General features: G+C 61.1%; 19 protein-coding genes. 7 read left to right on the top strand and 12 right to left on the bottom strand.

The annotated features are described in order from the left end of the window. Positions 1–65 precede the first annotated feature (65 nt). From I6E51_RS05410 to I6E51_RS05400, 3 genes are all read left to right on the top strand, one after another. Complete coding sequence (locus I6E51_RS05410) at positions 66–455, top strand: DoxX family membrane protein (protein WP_197106141.1); 390 nt, start codon at positions 66–68, stop codon at positions 453–455. Between the two features lie 62 nt (positions 456–517). Then, complete coding sequence (locus I6E51_RS05405; protein WP_197109636.1) at positions 518–1,039, top strand: META domain-containing protein; 522 nt, start codon at positions 518–520, stop codon at positions 1,037–1,039. A 203-nt stretch (positions 1,040–1,242) separates the two neighbouring features. Continuing rightward, the gene (locus I6E51_RS05400; protein WP_197109635.1) at positions 1,243–2,031 is read left to right on the top strand and encodes a HesA/MoeB/ThiF family protein; all 789 of its coding nucleotides are present in this window, start codon (positions 1,243–1,245) and stop codon (positions 2,029–2,031) included. 9 nt (positions 2,032–2,040) lie between these two features. Here the strand turns inward: I6E51_RS05400 and I6E51_RS05395 are convergent, their stop codons facing one another. Continuing rightward, entirely contained in the window at positions 2,041–2,763 is a 723-nt protein-coding gene (locus I6E51_RS05395; protein WP_197109634.1) for a Pr6Pr family membrane protein, read from the bottom strand. A 46-nt stretch (positions 2,764–2,809) separates the two neighbouring features. Here I6E51_RS05395 and I6E51_RS05390 point away from each other — a divergent pair, with 46 nt between their 5' ends. Further along, a complete protein-coding gene (locus I6E51_RS05390) occupies positions 2,810–3,574 on the top strand; it encodes a DUF1353 domain-containing protein (protein ID WP_197106145.1) in 765 nt (254 codons plus the stop codon). A 107-nt stretch (positions 3,575–3,681) separates the two neighbouring features. Here I6E51_RS05390 and ilvC read toward each other — a convergent pair whose 3' ends face one another. From ilvC to otsA, 6 genes are read right to left on the bottom strand one after another with little or no spacing between them, the layout of a single operon-like run. Further along, positions 3,682–4,707: a ketol-acid reductoisomerase gene (ilvC, locus tag I6E51_RS05385; protein ID WP_197106146.1), complete on the bottom strand. Its 1,026-nt coding sequence runs from the start codon at positions 4,705–4,707 to the stop codon at positions 3,682–3,684. Positions 4,708–4,736: 29 nt separating this feature from the next. Further along, positions 4,737–5,243, bottom strand: coding sequence for an acetolactate synthase small subunit (gene ilvN, locus I6E51_RS05380; RefSeq protein WP_197106147.1), 507 nt, complete (start codon positions 5,241–5,243; stop codon positions 4,737–4,739). Between the two features lie 4 nt (positions 5,244–5,247). After that, on the bottom strand, positions 5,248–7,032 hold the full coding sequence (locus I6E51_RS05375) for an acetolactate synthase large subunit (RefSeq protein WP_197109633.1): 1,785 nt from the start codon (positions 7,030–7,032) through the stop codon (positions 5,248–5,250). Positions 7,033–7,066: 34 nt separating this feature from the next. Next, positions 7,067–8,770: a dihydroxy-acid dehydratase gene (ilvD, locus tag I6E51_RS05370; RefSeq protein WP_197109632.1), complete on the bottom strand. Its 1,704-nt coding sequence runs from the start codon at positions 8,768–8,770 to the stop codon at positions 7,067–7,069. Between the two features lie 27 nt (positions 8,771–8,797). Beyond that, a complete protein-coding gene (gene otsB, locus I6E51_RS05365) occupies positions 8,798–9,595 on the bottom strand; it encodes a trehalose-phosphatase (protein WP_307783823.1) in 798 nt (265 codons plus the stop codon). After that, positions 9,592–11,106 (bottom strand): alpha,alpha-trehalose-phosphate synthase (UDP-forming), encoded by a 1,515-nt coding sequence (gene otsA / locus I6E51_RS05360; protein ID WP_197106151.1) that lies wholly within the window; start codon positions 11,104–11,106, stop codon positions 9,592–9,594. Before otsA ends, otsB begins: the two co-directional genes overlap by 4 nt. A gap of 200 nt (positions 11,107–11,306) precedes the next feature. Here otsA and I6E51_RS05355 point away from each other — a divergent pair, with 200 nt between their 5' ends. Beyond that, positions 11,307–12,143 carry a hypothetical protein gene (locus I6E51_RS05355; protein WP_197109631.1) on the top strand — a complete coding sequence of 279 codons (837 nt, stop codon included), beginning with the start codon at positions 11,307–11,309 and terminating at the stop codon, positions 12,141–12,143. 31 nt (positions 12,144–12,174) lie between these two features. Here the strand turns inward: I6E51_RS05355 and I6E51_RS05350 are convergent, their stop codons facing one another. The 3 genes from I6E51_RS05350 to I6E51_RS05340 all read right to left on the bottom strand — a co-directional run bounded on the left by I6E51_RS05350 (position 12,175) and on the right by I6E51_RS05340 (position 17,442). After that, entirely contained in the window at positions 12,175–13,890 is a 1,716-nt protein-coding gene (locus I6E51_RS05350) for a YhgE/Pip family protein (RefSeq protein WP_231599658.1), read from the bottom strand. Between the two features lie 20 nt (positions 13,891–13,910). After that, complete coding sequence (locus I6E51_RS05345) at positions 13,911–16,814, bottom strand: MMPL family transporter (protein ID WP_197109629.1); 2,904 nt, start codon at positions 16,812–16,814, stop codon at positions 13,911–13,913. Between the two features lie 73 nt (positions 16,815–16,887). Beyond that, on the bottom strand, positions 16,888–17,442 hold the full coding sequence (locus I6E51_RS05340) for a TetR/AcrR family transcriptional regulator (RefSeq protein WP_197106155.1): 555 nt from the start codon (positions 17,440–17,442) through the stop codon (positions 16,888–16,890). A gap of 160 nt (positions 17,443–17,602) precedes the next feature. Between I6E51_RS05340 and I6E51_RS05335 the strand changes: the two genes are divergently transcribed. Beyond that, positions 17,603–17,794, top strand: coding sequence for a hypothetical protein (locus I6E51_RS05335; protein WP_197106156.1), 192 nt, complete (start codon positions 17,603–17,605; stop codon positions 17,792–17,794). An 83-nt stretch (positions 17,795–17,877) separates the two neighbouring features. On the opposite strand, the gene I6E51_RS05330 is transcribed toward I6E51_RS05335, so the two are convergent. Further along, complete coding sequence (locus I6E51_RS05330) at positions 17,878–18,627, bottom strand: gamma-glutamyl-gamma-aminobutyrate hydrolase family protein (RefSeq protein ID WP_197109628.1); 750 nt, start codon at positions 18,625–18,627, stop codon at positions 17,878–17,880. 288 nt (positions 18,628–18,915) lie between these two features. Here I6E51_RS05330 and I6E51_RS05325 point away from each other — a divergent pair, with 288 nt between their 5' ends. Beyond that, positions 18,916–19,566 carry a M23 family metallopeptidase gene (locus I6E51_RS05325; protein ID WP_231599657.1) on the top strand — a complete coding sequence of 217 codons (651 nt, stop codon included), beginning with the start codon at positions 18,916–18,918 and terminating at the stop codon, positions 19,564–19,566. A 38-nt stretch (positions 19,567–19,604) separates the two neighbouring features. Here the strand turns inward: I6E51_RS05325 and I6E51_RS05320 are convergent, their stop codons facing one another. Next, entirely contained in the window at positions 19,605–21,386 is a 1,782-nt protein-coding gene (locus I6E51_RS05320; protein ID WP_197109627.1) for a hypothetical protein, read from the bottom strand. Positions 21,387–21,399: the final 13 nt, after the last annotated feature.

The following is a 21,399-nucleotide window of genomic DNA, read 5'->3' as shown; positions in this document are numbered from 1 at the left end:
CAACTTTAGCGGCGACGGGAAGCCCCCGTTGCCATGTGACAACTCAGTGCGACGATAGAGCCATCATGGATGCCGTTGAGATCGCCCAGTGGGCGTTGCGAATTGTCCTCGCGCTGGCTTTTATCGCGATGGGCGTTAGCCACTTTGTGGCCGCCCCGGCGCGCACGATGCGGGCCATGATCCCACCAGCTCTGCGCCAGAAATGGATGCCCTCCCCCAGCGCGCTCGTGACCATCACCGGACTCTGTGAGATCGCTGGCGGTCTGGGGCTTTTGTGGGAACCGGTGCGATTCATCGCCGGGATCGCGCTTGTACTGTTTCTGGTTGCCGTGTTCCCGGCCAATGCGTACGCGGCCAAAGACCCTGATCGCTTTGGCAAAGCAGCCCTACCGTTCTGGCCACGATTCGCCGGTCAACTGGTGCTGATCGTGTTAGTCGTGCTGGCTGCGCTGTAAAAGTTTTGGGTCTGCCCCAACGAAACCGCACCGCCCTTCGTCTACTGAGGTAGGAGGAAATAATGCCCACACAATCAGTTCTCGCAAAGCTCACCCCGCTGCTCGCTGTTAGCGTGCTCGCCCTAGCAGCGTGCGCCGGCCCCGCAACGCCGGTCGGCTCTGACGAACCCCCGATCGACAGCAGTCCCGGGCTCGGAGTCGAAGAAACTCCGGGAGACGCGATTCCCATCGAAGGCATCGACGGCACCTGGATCTATGCAGACGGCAGCGACCCCTCGGGCGCCCTGACCCTCGACGAGGCGGTGACCGTGACGCTCACCATCGCCGGCATCGAAATCGCCGGCGAATCGGCCTGCAACAACTACAACGCCACGTTCACTGGCGAACCGAGTGACCTCACCGTTGGCCCCATCGCTTCGACTAAACGCGCCTGCACCGACGCTGCGCTCATGGACTTCGAGTCGCGTTACTTCGCTGCGCTCGCCGCTACGACAACAGCCATCCCCACTGGTGGCAGCCTCGTGTTGCAGGGCAACGGCGTGAATCTCAACTTCTTGCCGTCGTCGTCGCTGCCGCTCGGCTAGCGCTGCCCTCGCACCCGCACCTCGCACCTGCACCTGCACCTGCACCTGCACCTGCACCGAGTGGAATCCGGGTTAGCACCGGGCCCATAACCACCCCGAACAGGGCAGAGTGCACGCTCCCAGAACCCCCAGTTCGCGGCTAAACAAGTCGCCCACGACGGTTTCTCATCCGAATCTCACCCTCCCGGTGGAACAATCACACTATGGATCAGCGGTTTAGCCGCCAGCTCGCGCTAACCCACTTTGGCGAGACGGCGCAAAAGAATTTGGCGCGCTCTCGCGTGCTCGTGATTGGCGCGGGTGGCGTCGGCAGCACGGTCATTCCGTCGCTCGCTGCGGCCGGCGTCGGCACCGTTGGCGTCATTGATGATGACCGTGTTGAGCTCAGCAATTTGCACCGCCAACACATCCACCGGCTATTGGATGTCGGCTACAAAAAAGTTGTCTCTGCTGTTGAGCGGGTGGCTGATCTCAGCCCCGCGACAACCGTTATTGCGATCGATGCCAAGTTGACTCCGCACAACGCTCTCGAGCTTTTTGCCGAGTACGACCTCGTGGTCGACGGCAGCGACAACTACGCGACCCACTACCTTGCAGCGGATGCCGCCGAGATCACCGGAATTCCGCTGGTGTGGGGTGTCGCCTGCGAGTTCTGGGCCCAGGCCGGAGTCTCGTGGCCGGCTCGAGGCGCGGGCTTCCGCGACCTCTACCCGCTGCCGCCCGAAGCCGCGACGGTGGACACCAACGTGATGCATGGCATCTTCCCTGGCGCCGTGAGCGTCGTCGCATCAATCGTCACGAGCGAAGCGATCAAGATTGCGGCTCAGGTTGGCACGACGCTACTCAACCGGGCCACGAACTACGATGCTCTCTCTGGCGAATTTTGCGAAGTGCCATTCGAGCGTGCTCCCGACGCGGCACCTATTACTGAACTCGCGGACTACCGCCACCTCTTCGCCTACTCCCCCGTTGACGAGTGGCCCACTAGCTAACGCTCTGGGCTACCGGTCTGACGCAGTGACGCGATCGCTGATCGCCCAGCGCGCCCACCGAGCCCGACTGATCGCAATCAGCCCCACCGCGATCGCGATGATAAACGCGGCGATTCCGAGCACGTAGACGAACACTCCGCCCCAGCCGTCGGGGCCATTGGGCTCCAAGAAGGGGTACGGAAACCAGCCGTCGAGCAACCCGCGCACGATCGTGAAGGCCAACCACGCGACCGGGTAGATGACCACAATGCGCACGTCGCGCATCCGCAACACTGGGCGTGACGGCGAGAACAACCAGTCGAGCAGTAAGAACAGCGGCACCCACACGTGAATGACTTCGTTGGGCCACTGAATGCCCACATAGCCTTCGTCGGGTAGCCCGCGCAGCAGCACGTTGTAGACAACGGCGGTGACGACCGCATACGAGACGACGGATGCCCGAAGCACGCCCAACAGGTTCGACTCGCTTTGGCGGCGCACAGCCACCAGCCCGCTCAGCGCAAGAATCACAACGTTGATCAGGCTCGACTGGATAGTGAAGTAGCTGAAGTACTCCACCGCCACGAAGTCATTGTGAATCGACTCGTCGATCACCTGGGTGGCGATACTTGCGAGAACCAGCGCCGCCGCAATGAGCCGCAGCGCGCCGACAAGCCGCAGCACTTTCGGCGGGCCGCCAACGAAGGCGAAGTCGCGGGATCGGGGGAACTTGCGCTGCACATTCGTCGTCACTCCGACAGACTAGTCTGCAGACGCCAGTCCGACAGAGGAGTTCAGCATGCCGTTCACCGATTGCCACGGGAATGAACTGCGCAGCCTGCCTCTGATCTACCGACTGGATCGCGATTTTCAGGTCGCGGAGCCGTTTTGTTGGCAAGACCCTCGCCCCGGCGGCGGCGTTATCGAAGTGCCTGCACACGACCCCGCTCTGCCACCCACAGAAGGCAACAGCACAGACTTCGCCTCCGTGCCGCCGTTTCTCTGGGGGCTTATTGCTAGCTACGGCAAGCAAACTCTCGCCGCGATTCTGCACGACCACCTCACGCACCAAACCCGGCTCGCTCCCACCGACGACCGTCTCGCGCTCCGTCGGGTAGCTGATGAAACGTTCAGGGTAGCCCTCGCTGATAGTGGGGTTCACCAATTGCGTGCCCGCGTCATGTGGGCTGCAGTGGGCATCGAACGCTACGTTCACCATGGCGGTGTGCTCGGCTGGCTCATCGTCGCTCAACTCGCGCTGGGCATTCTGGCGCTCATCGCGGCGGTCGCTCTTGGTGTTCTCTTTCAGCCGCTCTGGTTGCTGCTCGCAGCTGCCCCCGCGGCGCTGGCGCTGGTCTGGGGTAAGAACGCGGATCTCGTTCTTGCGTCGACCTATTTGGGTGCGTTGTACGCGCCCCTCGTTGCGGCCGCGTTCATTGGTTCTCGCTTGGAACAGCTGCTCGCGACCGTCATCTGGGTCGGAACAGGCACTCCCGGCCCCGCCCCCAAGGCCGAGCCGACCCTGCGCTGGCCCGACCACGGCACGACGCTGCCGCCCGCTTAATTACGCTGCTGGTCCCGGCGACAAACTCCGCCATCGGCAGTTCGCAGCGTTAACGACCAACGGCCGCCCCGCGAATGCGGAACGGCCGGTGGTGTGACGAGCGAAAGTTAGCGTGCAGCTGAACCGTCGGTGTAGTCGGAGTCTTGCTGCTTCCAAGCGAAGAGAGCACGAAGCTCCTTGCCAGTTGCTTCGATGGGGTGGTTCTGGCCCTTTTCACGCAGGGCGAGGAACTCGGCTCCGCCAGCGTCCTGGTCCTTGATGAAGCGGTCTGCGAAGGCACCCGACTGAATATCTGCGAGAACAGCCTTCATGTTTTCCTTGACCGACTCGTCGATGACGCGGGGGCCCGAAACGTAGTCGCCGTATTCAGCGGTGTCAGAAACGCTCCAACGCTGCTTAGCGATGCCGCCCTCCCACATGAGGTCAACGATGAGCTTGAGCTCGTGAAGTACCTCGAAGTAGGCGATTTGCGGCTGGTAGCCAGCCTCGATGAGGGTTTCGAAGCCGTACTGAACGAGCTGCGAGGTTCCACCACAGAGAACAGCCTGCTCACCGAACAGGTCGGTCTCAGTCTCTTCGGTGAATGTGGTCTTGATGCCACCGGCGCGAAGTCCACCGATTGCCTTGGAGTACGACCAGGCCATGTCCCAGGCGGTACCGGTGGCGTCGTTCTCCACAGCAACGATGACGGGAACGCCACGGCCTGCTTCGTACTCGCGGCGAACGGTGTGACCCGGTCCCTTGGGAGCAACGAGGATGACGTCGACGTCAGCAGGAGCGTCGATGTAACCGAAACGGATGTTGAAGCCGTGTCCGAAGACGAGGGTGTCGCCCGCAACAAGGTTGTCCTTGATGTCGGCGGCGTAGAGGCCACGCTGGTGCTGGTCGGGAGCGAGGATGACAACAACGTCAGCCCACTTGGCTGCTTCGGCGCTGGTGAGCACGTCAAAGCCGGCGTCGGTTGCCTTCTGGATGCTCTTCGAGCCCTCCTTGAGGCCAATCTTGACCTGAACGCCTGAGTCGCGCAGGTTCAGCGCGTGGGCGTGGCCCTGCGAGCCATAACCAATAACGGCAACCTTCTTGCTCTGGATGAGGGCGAGGTCAGCGTCTTTGTCGTAAAAGATCTCGGTCACAGTAGTGATTCTCCTTTGTTGTTGTTCTGTTAGTTCTTGAAAACTCGGTCGGTGATGCTCTTCGAACCGCGGCCCATGGCCAGCAGTCCGCTCTGAGCAATTTCTTTGATCCCGTAGGGCTCGAGCACTCGGAGGAATGCTTGAATTTTGCCCGAGTCCCCCGTGGTTTCGATGATGAGCGCATCGGATGCGACATCGACCACACGGGCACGGAACAGGTTTACCGCTTCGAGAATTTGTGAGCGCGTCGTGTTGTCTACACGCACCTTGATGAGCAAGTGCTCGCGCGTAACCGACTGGTCAGGGTCGAGTTCCACGATCTTGATCACGTTGATGAGCTTGTTGAGCTGCTTCGTGACCTGCTCGAGGGGAAGCTCGTCGACATCCACCACAACGGTGATGCGCGAGAGTCCTTCGATTTCGCTCGAGCCAACAGCCAGCGACTGGATGTTGAACCCGCGACGGGCAAAAAGCCCAGCGACGCGAGTGAGCAGACCTGGTTTGTCTTCTACCAGCAGGGAAAGTACGTGACCCATCGCTCTACTCCTCTTCCCACTCGGGGGCGTGATCGCGGGCATATTGCACGCTTGAGTTTCCGACGCCCTGCGGCACCATCGGCCACACCATCGCGTCACGACTGACGACGAAGTCGATCACCACGGGGCGATCATTCGTGTCGAGCGCGAGTTGGATGGCTGCATCGATTTCTTCCTTCTTCGTGACGCGGATAGCGAGGCACCCGTAGGCATCCGCCAGCTTCACGAAGTCCGGAATCATCACCGTGTCGTGCCCGGTATTGAGGTCGGTGAAGGAGTGGCGTCCGTCATAGAACAGCGTCTGCCACTGACGAACCATGCCAAGGCTCGAGTTGTTGATGATCGCGACCTTGATCGGAATCTTGTTGATCGTGCAGGTGGCAAGCTCCTGATTGGTCATTTGGAAGCATCCATCGCCATCAATCGCCCACACGGGACGATCGGGGTTCGCTACCTTCGCGCCCATGGCAGCGGGCACGCCGTAACCCATCGTTCCGGCACCACCAGAGTTGAGCCACGAGTTGGGGCGTTCATGCTTGATGAACTGTGCAGACCACATTTGGTGCTGGCCAACACCGGCGGCGAAAATGCCTTCCGGCCCGGTGATTTCACCGATGCGCTGGATCACATATTGCGGCGACAGCAGACCGTCGTCAGGTTCGGTGAACCCAAGCGGGAACTGGTTGCGAAGCGAGTTGAGTCGCTCCCACCACGCGGTGTAGTCAGGCTTCGTCGACACGCTCGCGTCAGTAAACGCTGCCGTGAGGTCGATGATGACGTCTTTTGCATCGCCAACGATAGGAACCTCGGCCGCGCGAATCTTGCCGATCTCAGCCGGGTCGATATCAACGTGAATAACCTTCGCGAGAGGCGCAAACTCACTCGGCTTGCCCGTGACGCGGTCGTCGAAACGAGCGCCGAGCGAGATGAGGAGGTCGGACTCTTGGATCGCGAGAACAGCAGGCACAGAGCCGTGCATTCCCGGCATCCCGAGGTTCAATTCGTTGGAGTCGGGGAACGCACCGCGAGCCATCAAGGTGGTCACGATGGGCGCACCCACGAGGGTTGCCAGCTCGAGCAGCTCTGCAGAAGCGCCGGAGCGAACAACGCCGCCACCGACATAGAACACGGGGCGCTCGGCCTCGGCCAGCATTTGCGCTGCAGCCTGAACCTGCTTGCCGTGCGCCTTCATGACCGGACGGTAACCGGGCAGGTCAACCTTGGGTGGCCAAATGAAGGGGGCGGATGCCTGCTGGCAGTCCTTCGTGACATCAACGAGCACCGGACCAGGGCGGCCCGTTGTCGCAATGTGGTACGCCGCCGCGATGGTTGCCGGAATGTCTTCCGGCTTCGTGACGAGGAAGGAGTGCTTCGTGATCGGCATCGTGATTCCAGAGATATCAACCTCTTGGAACGCGTCGGTTCCCATCGAGGTCGAGAACACCTGGCCGGTGATCGCCAGCATTGGCACAGAGTCCATGTGGGCATCCGCGATTGCCGTGACGAGGTTCGTGGCTCCCGGACCCGACGTCGCAATGCAGACACCGAGCTTTCCGGATGACGAGGCGTAGCCCTCAGCAGCGTGACCAGCACCCTGCTCGTGGCGAACCAAAATGTGACGGATAGCAGTGGATGCCATGAGTTCGTCGTAGAAGGGCATGATGGCGCCGCCGGGCAAGCCGAAAACGTCTTTCACGCCCAGCTTTTCCAGACTGCGCAGAATGGCACCTGAACCGGTCAAGATGTCCGGTGTCGTGCTCTTCGGCCGCGGTGCGGGTTCAGAGGACATGTGTAAATCCTTTTAGTTGAATGGTGAGCTGGCGCTAACTGGTGACCGCACCGCGAGCGGCGGACTGCACAAGCTTCGAATACTTGGCAAGAACGCCTCGCGTGTAACGCGGAGGGAGAGGGGCCCAGCCTTTTCGGCGGGCTTCGAGCTCAGCGGATTCGACAAGTAAGTCGAGCGAGCGAGCTGCGATATTGACCCGTATCAGATCACCATCGCGCACGAAGGCAATAGGACCTGCGTCTACTGCTTCGGGAGCTATGTGGCCGATGCACAGCCCGGTTGTGCCGCCTGAGAATCGTCCGTCCGTCAAGAGTAGTACATCTTTACCGAGTCCAGCACCCTTGATGGCTGCAGTGATCGCGAGCATCTCGCGCATACCCGGCCCACCCTTGGGACCTTCGTAGCGGATGACGACAACCGAGCCAGCCTCGATAGTGCCGGCAGTGAGAGCATCCAGAGCTTCACGCTCGCGTTCGAAGACCCGCGCAGGACCCTCAAACTCTGAGAGGTCGAAGCCGGCCGTCTTGACGACAGCGCCCTCGGGAGCCAACGAGCCCTTGAGGATCGTGAGGCCACCGGTGGGGTGAATCGGGTTATCGAAGGTGCGCAACACCTTGCCATCGAGTGGATCAATGTCCATCTCAGCGAGGTTCTCGGCAACGGTCTTGCCGGTCACGGTCAAAGCGTCTCCGTGAAGGAGGCCCTCCTCAAGGAGCGCCTTCATGAGCACGGGAAGTCCGCCGTGACGGTCGACGTCGTTCATGACGTACTGGCCGAACGGCTTGAGGTCGGCAAGGTGCGGAACCTTGTCACCGATGCGGTTGAAGTCGTCGAGCGTGAGCTCAACTTCGGCCTCGCTGGCGATCGCCAGAATGTGCAGCACAACGTTGGTGGAACCACCGAGAGCCATGGCTACGGTGATGGCGTTTTCGAACGCCTTCTTCGTCATGATGTCGCGCGAGGTGATGCCCTTGCGCAGCAAGTTGACGACGGCCTCGCCCGAACGGTGCGCGAAGTAGTCGCGACGACGGTCAGCGGATGCGGGGCTTGCTGAGCCGGGAAGGCTCATTCCCAGCGCTTCCGCGACGCTCGCCATCGTGTTGGCGGTGTACATACCGCCACAAGCACCCTCGCCAGGAGCGAAGGCACACTCGATGCGCTTGGCGTCAGCCTCGCTCATCCGGCCCGCTTTCACGGCGCCGACCGCCTCAAAGGAGTCAATGATCGTGATGTCTTTTTCGGTGCCGTCGCTGAGCTTGACCCAGCCCGGAGCGATCGAGCCTGCGTACAGGAAGACAGACGCGAGGTTGAGGCGTGCCGCAGCCATCAGCATTCCGGGCAGCGACTTATCGCAACCCGCGAGCGTGACAGAGCCATCCAGGCGCTCGGCCTCCATGACTACCTCAACGGAGTCAGCAATGACCTCGCGGCTCACGAGCGAGAAGTGCATTCCCTCGTGGCCCATCGAGATGCCGTCAGAGACACTGATCGTGCCGAACTGCAGTGGGTATCCCCCTGCAGCATGAACGCCTTCCTTGGCGCCCTGAGCAAGACGGTCGAGCGAGAGGTTGCACGGCGTGATCTCGTTCCACGAGCTCGCAATACCAATTTGGGGCTTATCCCAGTCGGCATCACCCATGCCGACAGCGCGAAGCATTCCGCGCGATGTAGTGGCTTCAATCCCGTCGGTGACTGTGCGGGAACGTGGTTTGATATCGATCGAATCACTCTCAGACATGCTTCGAGTTTAGGGCGTACCGCTACATCAGTTTGCGCGCGCCGATACCACGGCGTGACGCTTGTCTGCCAAGACAGCCAAAAGTTGTGCGATTTCGGCTGTTCCGGCCACCCGCAGTCTGGCGACGGATGGCGCGTCACCGACGCGCACTCCGAGGTCATCTGGCCCGAGAACCACCAGCGCATCCTCGTCAGTCGTGTCATCACCGGCAAAGAAGACGGCATCCGCCCCCACGTAGTCCCGCAGGCGCGTAATGGCATCGCCCTTGTTGGCATCGTGGATAGCAAACTCGATGATGTTCTTGCCGAAGCGCGTGGTGAGGCCCGGGATCTCTGCTTCGACCCGCGCCACCGACTCGGCCGTGAGCCGTTCCGCGTCTTCTGCCGACGTCATCCGAACGTGTAGAGCCCGCCCGGCTGGCTTAATTTCCACCCACGCGCCCTCAGCGCTATCGGCCAACTCGTGCGTAAGCGCATCAAGGCGCTCAAGAGCGGCCGTGTTCTCTGCGCTCATCGGCAAGTGCGAGTCGCCCTCGTCGAGGCGGTACTCCAACCCGTGCGAGCCACCGAACAGCACGCGATCGCCCAGATGCGCGACGTGCTCGAGGCTGTCGAGCGCGCGACCAGACACGAGAGCCAAGCGGGTGTCGGCGAGGTCGAGCATCCGCACCAACTGCTCTTGGGCAGCCGGGATGGCGCGTGAATCCAGCGGGTCATCGACTTCTGGTGCCAAAGTGCCGTCAAAGTCGAGAGCAATCAGGAGTGTTTGCGCCGAAACGAGTTGGTCAATGGCCGCCTCTATTTCGGAGGCAGTCGAGTAGTTCACGGGCGTTTCACTCGCTTTCGTTCGATGGTCCACTCGACCTCTTCGGCCATTTCGAGTGGGGCAATGCGGCGGTGACGATCAGAGCGCGTCGCCGCCAAGTTCTTCAAGAACGCATTCGACCAGCGCTCCACATCGTGTTCGAGCACACGCTTGCGCATGGAACGCATCCGCAGTGCTCGATCAGCCTTGGGCATAGTGATGGCCTTCATCATCGCGTCTTTCAAACCGTCGATGTCGTGCGGATTAACAAGGAGTGCCTTGCGAAGCTCCTCTGACGCTCCCGCAAACTCGCTCAGAATGAGCACACCATCGTTATCGAATCTGGCTGCCACGTACTCCTTGGCCACCAGGTTCATGCCATCACGAAGCGCCGTCACGAGCAGCACGTCTGCGGCGAGATACAGCGCAACCATCTCTTCGCGAGGGAAACCCTGATGCAAATAGTTGATGGGTGCATGGCTCAGCGTGCTGAATTCACCGTTGATGCGGCCAACGGTCAGCTCAATCTCGTCGCGCAGGTGCATGTAGGCCTCAACGCGTTCACGACTCGGGCTTGCCACTTGAATGAGCGCAACATCGCCCACCTCGATCGAGCCATCGCGCAACAGTTCGCCATAGGCCTTCAGACGGTGACGGATGCCCTTGGTGTAGTCGAGACGGTCAACACCGAACATCACCGTCTTAGGGTTGCCGAGCCCCTTGCGAATGTCGCGAGCACGTTGCTGAATCGCGGGGTCGCGCGCCAGTTGTTCAAAACTGCGAGAGTCAATCGAAATCGGGAAGGCTTTCGCTACGACGCGACGAGTCGGCTGCCCCTCAATCGTGACCTCAATCGCCGGATTCTTGGTCGGATGATTCGTAAGACGGCGAACGGCTGAAGAGAAATTCGAAGCGTCAGCGGAGCGCTGAAAACCGACGACGTCGGCTCCGAGCATGCCCTCAATGATCTGAGTACGCCACGGAAGCTGCGCAAAGATCCCGTAGGGCGGGAACGGGATGTGATTGAAGAAACCAATGGTCAGATCGGGGCGCATCTCGCGCAGCATGCGCGGCACGAGTTGGAGTTGGTAGTCCTGCACCCACACGACAGCACCCTCGGCGCTGATGGCTGCTGCGGCATCCGCAAATCGCTTATTGACCGTTACGTAGTCATCCCACCACTCGCGGTGGTAGGCCGGTGGCGCAATCACGTCGTGGTAAAGCGGCCACAGAGTGTCGTTGCTAAAGCCCTCGTAATACTCCTCAATATCTTGGGAGCTCAGAGGCACGGGAATGATCTGGATGCCGTCTTGATGGAACGGTTCGATCTCAAGATCGGGGCGACCAGCCCACCCCACCCAGGCGCCGTCGGCCTTCTGCATCATCGGCTCGAGAGCCGTAACGAGACCACCTGGAGAACGCTTCCAGCTCAGTGACCCATCCTCTTCAACAGTGCAATCCACTGGAAGTCGGTTCGAAACGACAACGAAGTCGTACTCGGACGGGGAAGTATCATTCTTGGCTTCCATCATGTAGTTACGTTACCAGCGAGGCTTGGAGAGTGGCTGGAGATGACGTTTCCGAACCAATTCTTTCTTGTGACAAAACCGAGACATGTTCCGCCGCGGACCGGATGTCGGCCCCCGCTAGGCTCCTTCTTGCCCACGGCTCCGCGGGTGCGTACGCCCACGCCAGACTGTGCGCGAATAACCCGAATCGAAAGAGGCCCCTCGTGACCTTCCTATCTTCCGCCCGCGCGACTCCCACCACCCTGTTGGTGAGCGCGGCCGCCCTGTTCGCTTTAGCCCTCAGCGGGTGCACCGCAGCAGAGCCCACCGCTGACGTCACCGATGACGAGAACGCCAGCGCAGCGATTGACCTCGACGCGGTCAACGACGACACCCTGTTCGTTCTGGGAACCTACGACGTTGACGGTGACGAAATTCTGGGTGACGTTCCCGCCGATCAGGCCGCCGTGTGGGATCGCTTCAACGAACTCTTCCCCGCAGAGCTCCACCCCGAGATCACGATGTTCGTGGCGATCGATGTTGAGCAGTCCGGCGGTACCGATGGTGCGATGCAGCCCAACGGCGTTCGGGAAGGCGAAACGTATCTCGCGCTCGACACCACCGGAGGAGTCGATGCCGATGTGCTCGACCGCACCATGATTCACGAATTTGCCCACCTGATCACGCTGCGCGAAGACCAGATTCCCCAGGACGAGTCCACGGTCGACGCCTGCCCCGTCTACTCCGAAATTGACGGATGCCCGTTCGACGACTCCTACCTCTTCGCGTACTACACCGAGTTCTGGCCCGATTTCAGCCTCGACGACCTCGAAACTGAAACTGAGGACGACAAAGAAGAGCGCTACACGCCCGAAGAATTTGTGACCGACTACGCCGCCACCATCCCGAGCGAAGATGCTGCCGAGGTTTTCGCCGAGTGGGTACTCGCTGACGACCTTCCTGCCGGCGACAGCATCGTCGAGCAGAAGCTTCGCTTCTTCGAGGACTACCCCGAGCTCGTTGAGCTACGCGACACCATTCGTGAGGGTCTCTTCAGCTAGTCACCACGCGAATGCAGCATTTGCTCTCTCGCTAGAGCGCTCGAGAATCGGCCGCCGACAGGATCGCTCCTGTCGCGGTCGATTTTCGTATCCGCTTCACCGAGAGCACTGACAGCGCAACGCTGACCACTCCCAAAGCGAGTAACGCGAACGCCGCCGCTACCGCAGATTGCGCGCTTCCCCCCGAAAGAATCGAGTACATTCCCTCAACCGCATAAGTCAGCGGCAGGAACGGGCTCACCGCCTGGAACGGCGCGGCCAGGGCCTCAATCGGATACACCCCACCCGTCGATACCAATTGAATCGCCAGCAGGAACAGAGAGATCACGAGCCCTCCCTTGCCGAGCGCCGCGATCAAGAAGTAGTGGAAAGCAGCGAACGAGAGCGCCATCAGAAGTGCGAAGCCAGCCGTTGCCGGCGCCAAAGCCCAATCGACTCCCACCACCACATGCAGAAGCAACACGAGCAGCACCGCCTGAATAACCGTCACGATGGATGCCCGAATCAGCGTTGAAGCAACGATTCGGCCGTCGCGGGCCGTCGACGACAGCGAGCGATACGAGGGCAGGCTCAACACCAGGAACACCGCAAGCGCTCCCAACCACAGACCCAAGGGGATGAAGAAGGTCGCGATTGCCTGGGCCGGTTCGGTTACCTCGTTGTCGGTGGTGACAGAGAGCGTGATCGGCTCGGCAGCGATATCAGCATTGGTCGTCGTGTCAGTAGTCTCATCGGCGCTCGGAACGAGAGCTGCACCCTCGCTCAACCCGGTTGCGAGGTCGCCGGCACCCGAAGCTAGGCCTTCGGCTCCCTCGGTGAGTGCGCCAGATCCGTCAGAGAGATCGGAAGCCCCCGCAGCGCTCTGAGAGATTCCGTATTGGATGCCGCCAACGGCATCCGCGGTCTGGGTTCTCAGGGTTCCCCCGCCTGCGGCCGCCTCGTTGAGCCCGTCGACAACGGCTTGAAGCGTGCCCTTGAGTTGTGGGTCGGTGAGTTGCGCCTGAATAGCGGGGTTGATCGCCGCGAGGGTGGAGGCGAGCTGCGAGACACCCGAGGTGTAGTCGCTAACGCCGGTGGTCAGACCCGAGAGATTGCCCGCCCCATAGTTGAGGTCTGCGAGACCCGACGAGAGCGAGTCGACCCCTGCCGTATAGCTGCCGAGGCCGCGTGAGAAGTCGCTGGCACCATCCGAAAGTTCGGTTGCTCCGTCAGCAGCCTCGGCAAGTGCTCCCCCCAGCTCGCCGACGCTGGCATAAATGCCATCGATGTATTGCGATGTAATCGCGCGACCGAAGGTATCTGTCATGGATTGGCCAACGACCTGGGCCACAGATCCGGTGAGATAACTGTGGGAGTCGTCGGTGTGGATCGATATCTGTGCCTGAGTGGGGTCCTCTGTCGACAGCGACAGGATCGATTCAGAGAACTCGGCGGGCACGGTGAGGATCGCGTAGACGTCTCCACGGGCAAGAGCATCCTTTGCGTCGTCAGAGTTCGTAATTGTCCACTCGAAACCGTCGGCACCGGTGAGCTCGGTGACCAGTTGGCGACCGGCAAAGACAATCTGTTCGTCGCCATCGGTGGTCGTCGTTGTTTGCAGTTCGTCATTGTTCACGAGAGCGACAGGGATGTTGTCGATCGCGTTGTCTCCGTCTCCCGCCGCGGCCACGAACAGCCCAGTGAAGGCGAGTGGTAGCAGGGCGACGGCGGCGAAACCGATGACGGTCAACCACCGCTGGCGGGGCATTGTTGGAGTCTGTGAGGTGCTCATCGAAGGAGTCCTTCCGGTGCAAGCAGATAAAGGTCGACGACGATCACGTTGCGTTCTCCGCGGTCAATCGAGCTGGCGAGGGTAACGGGTCTGCCGGTTCCGAAGAGGAGGGTGGTGCTCGCGTCAGCAAGGCGCGTTACCGCGGTCAAGAACGCCGCTTCATCTTCTGCTTCCGCAAATTGATCGAAGCGGTCGAAGAACACAATCTCGGTGCCCTCGGAGAGCCCCACTGCCGCGAGCGCTACTGATCGCTCGAGTTGCGGTAGGGCGTTGACGTTGGTGTCAGCAGTTACCCGAACGGTGCGACGAGCGGTGACGTCACCAAGAACGTCGTTTACACGCGCGATCCAGTCGCGCACTTTCGCCGCAGTGCGAGGGGTATCCTGCCAGCGTTGTGTCATTTCGAGACGCTCGCGCAGAGTTGCCCCCAGAGAGGCGGCGTCTTCGCTATAGGGCGTCCCTGCCACCTCGGCGAGCGCAACCCTCTTATTCACCTGGTCGGCATGAGAGGGAAGCGGATAACCGGCAACCTGCACCATTCCGGAGAGGGGCGGCAGGATGCCAGAAAGGGTTGCACCCATGATGCGCCGGTCGTGGCGGTCTCCTGACGCGATGACGAGAGAACCGCGTGGCACAGCAAGCGAGATAGGGCCGAGCCGCTGGCGGTCGTCACCGGCGACGAGGTACTCGGCGCTCATAGCGAGTTCAGTTTGAGTGGATGCCCATTCGAGCTCGTGGCGGTGCTCACGCAGCTGCTCCCCTTCGATATCCACGTCGGGAAGGAGCTTGTTGAGCCAGGCGGGCAGCCACCACGCGGCGTTGCCGAACAGCGCCATCAGGGCGGGCACAAGGGTCATGCGCACGAGGAAAGCATCGAAGGCGATTCCCACAGCGAGCCCGAGGGCGATGGGCTTGATGGTTCCGCTGCCTTCCGGCACGAAGGCGAAGAAGACGAAGAACATGATGAGCGCGGCGGCGGTGACCACGCGGGCGCTGCTCGCAAAACCGTGACGAACTGAGCCCATCGCGTCGCGAGTTTTCACGTACTCCTCGCGCATTCCCGACACGAGGAACACTTCGTAGTCCATCGCGAGCCCAAACAGGACCGCCATCAGCAGGATGGGCATGAAGCTCAGGATGGGGCCGGGATTCTCAACACCGATCACGTCGGCGAACCAGCCCCACTGGAACACCGCGACGACGACACCGAACGAGGCCACGACAGAGAGCAAGAATCCGGCGGCGGCCTTGAGCGGCACCAACACGGAGCGGAAGACCATCATGAGAAGCACAACCGAGAGTCCGACCACAATGAGCCCAAACGGGACCAGCGCATTACTCAGTCGGTTCGAGATGTCGATACCGATTGCGGTGGTTCCCGTCACGAAGCTCTGAATGTCGTACTGACGTTCCAGCTCCGGAGCAAGATCCCGAATGGTCTGCACCAACGCTTTGGTCTCCGCGGAGTCCGGCGCGCTTGATGGCGTCACTTGGATGATCGCGGTGTCGAGCCCCTCATCGGGAAAACCTTGCGATACGAAGTCGACATCGTCGAGCTTCTCGAGGTCTGCTGCGATCGATTCGAGGTCATCCTGAATATCAATGGTCTGAGTGATGTCGAGGGCAACAACGAGCGGCCCGTTATAGCCGGGGCCGAAGCCTTCGGTGACAAGGTCGAAGGCTTCGCGCTGAGTCGAGCCGGTCGGCTCCGAACCGCCGTCTGGCAGGCTCAGCTGCAGGCTGGCGGCGGGAATCGCAAGGGTACCCAAAATGGCCACGACGGCAATCGCCGCTAACCATGGGTATTTCGTGACGCCGCGCACCCAGCGGGCGCCCATGCTCTTGCTTTCGTCGGCGGATGCCGTGAATCGACGCTGCGCTCGCGATCCGCTCTTGGGGATCATCCGCGGGCCCGCAAAGCCCAGCAGCGCGGGCAGCAACGTTGTGGCCACTCCCATAGCGATGAACACCGCGACCGCCGCACCGATACCCATCACGCTCAAGAAGGGGATGCCTACCACGAGAAGGCCAAGCAGGGCAATAATCACGGTGACGCCGGCAAATACGACCGCACTTCCGGCGGTGCCAACGGCCATCGCGGCCGATTCCTCTGGTTCTTCTCCGTGCGCCAGTTGGGCTCGATGGCGCGACACGATGAAGAGGGCGTAGTCGATGCCGACGGCGAGCCCAATCATGAGGGCAAGCAGGGGTGCAGAACTCGACACCGTCGTGAACGCGGAGAGAGTCGTGATGAGGCCCATCACGATGCCAACGCCGATCAGGGCGCTCAGCAGCGGCATCCCCGCCGCCAGCAACGACCCAAAGGTAATCACGAGCACGAGAGCCGCGAACACGACACCGACCACTTCAGTAACGGTGATGCCAAAGGTGGTGTCTTGAAACACGAGCCCGCCATATTCGACGCGCAGCCCGGAATCTTCACCGATGTCGGCGGTATCCACGAGCGCCTCAACTGTTGCTTCGGTGACGTCGGTAACTGGCCCATCAAATTGCACCCGGATGATCGCCATGCTGTGGTCGTCCGAGATGGCTTTTCCGGCGTACTCATCGAAAGGGCTCACGGCCGAATCTATGCCGTCGATGCGATCGATGGCGGCTGTAATGCGTTCGATGACGGCTTCGGAACTCTCGATGCGCGATCCGTCTTCGGCGACAACCACGGCGGTGGCGGATGCCCCGGCCACCGAAGGGAAGACGGCTTCCAGCCGGTCGAGCGCAACTTGCGACTCAGTTCCCGGAATCTCGAACGACTCCTCGGTTTGCCCGCCGAGAGCGATTCCGCCGCCCAGAGTGCCCACTACGAGAAGAAACCACACCACGAGCACACGCCACGGATGCCGATACGAGAATCGACCGAGTCGGTAGAGAAGAGTGGCCACGGGTGCTCCGGTTCTTGTGGACTGCGCGAGTGAGGTCTAGGGGCGGCGAGTGGTGAGGCTCGGCGCCATTGAGTTAGTTGTTGCGAACGGGAGCGAGTAAATCGCTCATGATCGCGATGAGGGCTTGGCGGGTGTCGTCGTCAGATTCGATGGGCAGGGAGAGGTTCGCTGACGTGCAGAGCATGTACGCAGAGCCACCGAGCGCGATCCCAAAGCGCATGGCGTCGTGCGGGTTCGACGCGGTCGCGGCGAAGACTTGGGCGAGCCGACGCACAATGTCGTTCGCACGATCGAGCACCGGAACTCCCACGAGCGATGGCCCCTGGTTGATGAACATGTGCACTTCTTGGCGACAGTCAAAGAGAAAATCGACGAATTGAGCAAGAAAAGCTTGCCTTTTTTCTGGCTCCATCCCGCTCTTTTCAAGGTCAGAGACGAGAGATTCGAGTCGGTCGATGGCGGGCGAGACGGCCGCTTCGAGGAGCGCCTCTTTGGAGGTGAAGTGGTAGAGAACGCTCGATTTGGAGAGGCCGGCGAGCTCGGCGATACGATTGATCGACGTGCCGGTATAGCCGGCAATAGAGAACTCGGCGAGCGCGATGCGTTGAAGCTGTTCTTGACTGGACACCCGAAGAGCCTAACTGACCGATCGGTCAGGAGTCACATCGGGAGTGCTTTCTCAGTGAAAATTCAGCGCCACGGCGATCTTCTGTGCTGCACAGGCTGCCGAGTAGCCTCCACCAGATTCACGCGCTAGCGTGGGAGAACACCAACCCGCGGAGGAAAACATGCGCAAGTACCTGTTCAACGGCAGTCTCCTCAGTGCAGTCGCCGGCGGCTGGAGCATCTACCAGACCACCAAGCAGGGCCCGCGCGACTGGCGCCTCATCCTTATGTGGATCAGCTGGGGAATCACCGTCGCAATCGCCGTCGGAACGATCGCCAAAGAAGCCAGCGACTCCTACGAGCTCGAAAACTAGCGACGTCGCAGCGGCGCCTGAGCGTCGGCAAAGGCGTCGGGCATCAGCTCGTCGGCCTCGCGCATCAGCCCGTCAGGCTAGTGCTAAGCCCGTGAACGCTTATCGCGATGCCGGGCTGCCGCTTCGACAATGCCACGGAACAAGCGGGCGTCTTCTTTGGCATCCTCTTCGGGATGCCACTGCACAGCGACACAAAAGTCAACACTCGGCAATTCGACTGCCTGAATCACGCCGTCGTCACCACGCCCGGTGACGACGAGGCCGTCAGCGAGGGTGTCGATCGCTTGGTGATGGTACGACTTCACCGCTACCGAATCATCGCCACCCAGTAGAGCCGCGAGAGTTGTGTCAGGTTCAACAGCAACATCGTTGACCAAGAATACTCCCCCACCTGCGCTGTAGCGCGTCGAGCCAATAACGTCGGGCAGATGCTGGATGATCGTGCCGCCCAGCGCAACATTCAGAATTTGCGCCCCGCGGCAGATTCCGAGAAATGGCACGTTCTGTTTAATAGCGGCGCGTACGAGCGCGTCTTCAAAGGCGTCGCGGTCCTTGCGGGGAACGTCCGTTGTCGGATGCGGTTCCTGGCCGTAGCGCGCCGGGTCGACGTCTTTGCCGCCGGTGAGGATCAAACCATCGAGCCCCTGCACGATGGATGCGGCGATGTCGTCGTCGACAGGCTGAGGAGGGAGCAGGACTGCGATGCCACCGGCATCCGTCACCGCTTCAAAGTAGATCTTCGGAAGGAAGGATGCGGGGAGATCCCAGACACCGGTCTGTGCCTGTTCAAGGTACGACGTGAGACCAATAATCGGTCGCGAACTGGTGCCCATGCGGCTCCTCCCCATCGAAGAAATAGAACGTTTGTACCCAAAGGATATAGGGCGATCGCAATGAATTGTTGCTCCCTGAGTGTCGTTCTCAGGTTCGTCCCGTATTTTTGCTGACTTACTCGCCTGTCTAACCGCATCGAAGCGCTTTCGGCGAGTGTGCTGCAGTTCGCACCAATCGAGCCTCTGTCTCGCTCTAACTCACGTCTCACCAACGAGAGCGGCAGGCTCAATCAGATTGTGCCTTCCCCGACGCAGCCACACCTTTCTGAACCCAACTAAGGAACGCTGTTGAAACGAACAATTACCATGCTCGCCGTAGGGGCGATCCTCGTCGGCGGCACAGTTCCCGCGGCAGTCTTCCCGACGCACGACAACGACGTGTTCCTTGCGGACGCCGCAACTCTCGCCGCCCCGCCCGCCTCCGCGACGAGCACAACAACCGTTGACGACGTGCAAACCTTCGCCTCGCCCGCAACCGGGCTTCCTGCCCCTGTCGTGCGCGACAGCTACGACGTCGAACAAGTGCAGCAGCAAGTCGTCGTCACGGCCGCCGGCCTTACCGGCACCCTCGAACTTTTCCCCGCCAACGGTGATGTCAACGACGGCTTCGGCTACCGGGATGGCAACGAATTCCATGGCGGCATCGACATCATGGCGCCCGAAGGATCCGACATCATCGCCGCATCCCCAGGCACCGTGGAAAGCGTCACCGACGGTGGCGGCTGGGGTCGACATGTCATCATCGATCACGGCAACGGAATCAAGACTCTCTACGCTCACATGATCGAAGGTTCGCAGGTCGTCACTGCCGGCCAGTGGGTAGCAGCGGGCACCGTTCTGGGATCAGTCGGAAACACCGGCTACTCGACGTTCCCCCACCTCCACTTCGAGGTCTACGTGTTCGACACCCGCGTCGATCCGACACCGTGGTTGCCCTAACCCCGACGCGAATTCGCGCCGGGGCAGGACTGCGCTGATTAGTGGAGCTCAGCATCCATTCGGCGTCTGACGACGATGGCGGCGCCACCGAGCACAATCATGCTCAGAGGCAACAGCCACCAGGCGCCAGCACTACCGCTTCCGCCGGTGTAGGCAAGAGTGGGTAGCTGTGCGGTAACAACTTCGGGAGCCACGCAGTCGTCACTGCTCGGGGTCTGGAACTCGAAAGCAGGGGGGTCACTCCAGTCGAATTCAAGACCGTTCGGCTCGACAACTTGGACAGTCACGAGGACCGAACCGGATGCTGCTACCGGGTACGTTCCGGCCACGATGCCAGAGACACCGTTCACCGTGAACGTCACCAATGCGGGGTCATACCCTGCGGCCACACCAAGCGTGTAGCTGCCCCCGACGTCACAACTTGCTTGCGAGAACGTCACTGCCGGCATTACGAGGCCCAGCGTCACGAGGTCACACTCAGGGTCGAACGGATCGAGTTGTGGGTTGAGTATTCCGCTGAAGGTGAGCGTCGTCAGTCCTCCAACCGCACGCAGCCCTGGACCTGCTGGTGGAGCAAAGAGCGCCCCCGCATGTGCCGTTGCTGTCACGCTGTAATCGTTCGGGCCCTCGGGGTCGGTGATCTCACCCCAGGTGGCATTCACGATTGGCCCAAGAACCAACCGTTCCGGAGCATTGCACGTTGCCGCAGCGAAGTCCGCTTGCGCGGTCGCCACGAGCGGTTCAACCACTGGTGGGCACTGAGAGCTCTCTTGTGCCGTCAGCGCACGAATGTTCTCGGTAGTGCGTTCTTTGACCTTGATCGAGCCATAGAAGAACGAGCGCACGGTCGTGATCGTCGCATAGCCGTCAGAACTCACCGTGGGACACATGATCTCCGTGGAGCGCTCAACCGTCTTCGATGCGCACAACGAACTATCGTCGCTGGCCACGATAAACGAGGGAGCCTGCGGGTCAAAGTCGCCCGTATCGTTGACGTCCGGCCCGAGATCGCCCTCCGCTAGGAGTACAGGTTGTGCCCCTTCCTGCACGACCCAACCGCTTGGATGACTCTCGCTCGGCACGAACTGGCACACGTACACCTCAGCGGACGGAGGGTCGCAGGCGCGCAATTCGCCCGCGGTGAGAGGGCGTGTGGACTGCGTCTGAGTGAAGTCCACCTGAGCGCTGCCATAGAAGAACTTCGTTGAGGTCGTGACGTTCACGATTCCGCCGTACTGGTACGTCGGGCACGTGACCTCCTCATCAACGATTACCTCTGTGCGCGAGCACAGACTCACATCGTCGCTTGCAACAACGAATGAGGGGTGGCGATCATTGAAACTGCCCGTGTCGTTGACGTCATCGCCGAGCGCATTGATGCTCATTTGAATGGGCTGTTTGCCTGATTTGAGTTGGTAGCCCGACGGCGAGTTGTCGCTCGACACAAACTTGCACACCCAGACCTTTGCGTTGTTCTGCGGCCGGGACTGCTGTTCGGGCTGAGAGGAACGAGCCGCTGCTGCCGCTGGTTCCGCGGCCGCAGGGTTCTCGACAGGGGCCGCGGCCGAGGGCTCGGGAGCAGGGGTTTCTGGCACAACCGCCACCACAGGCTGAGGTTGGACGGCCACGGCGGGTTCGAGAGAGGATGCGGGGGCCGGAGATTCTTGGGCGGCCGCAGGGGTGTCGGTGATGGTTTCGGTCACCGGTGGGTCGTGGGCGGGTACTGCATCGTCAGCAAATGCGGGTGAGGATACACCGAGAAGTGCACCAGTCATGAGGGTAATGCTGGCAACTGTCGCCAGCAGTTTCTTGATGAACATGTGTGGCAGCTTT

The sequence above is a fragment of the Salinibacterium sp. NSLL17 genome (assembly GCF_015864935.1).
Lineage (GTDB): Bacteria > Actinomycetota > Actinomycetes > Actinomycetales > Microbacteriaceae > Rhodoglobus.
This window is presented reverse-complemented; position numbering and strand designations above follow the sequence as displayed.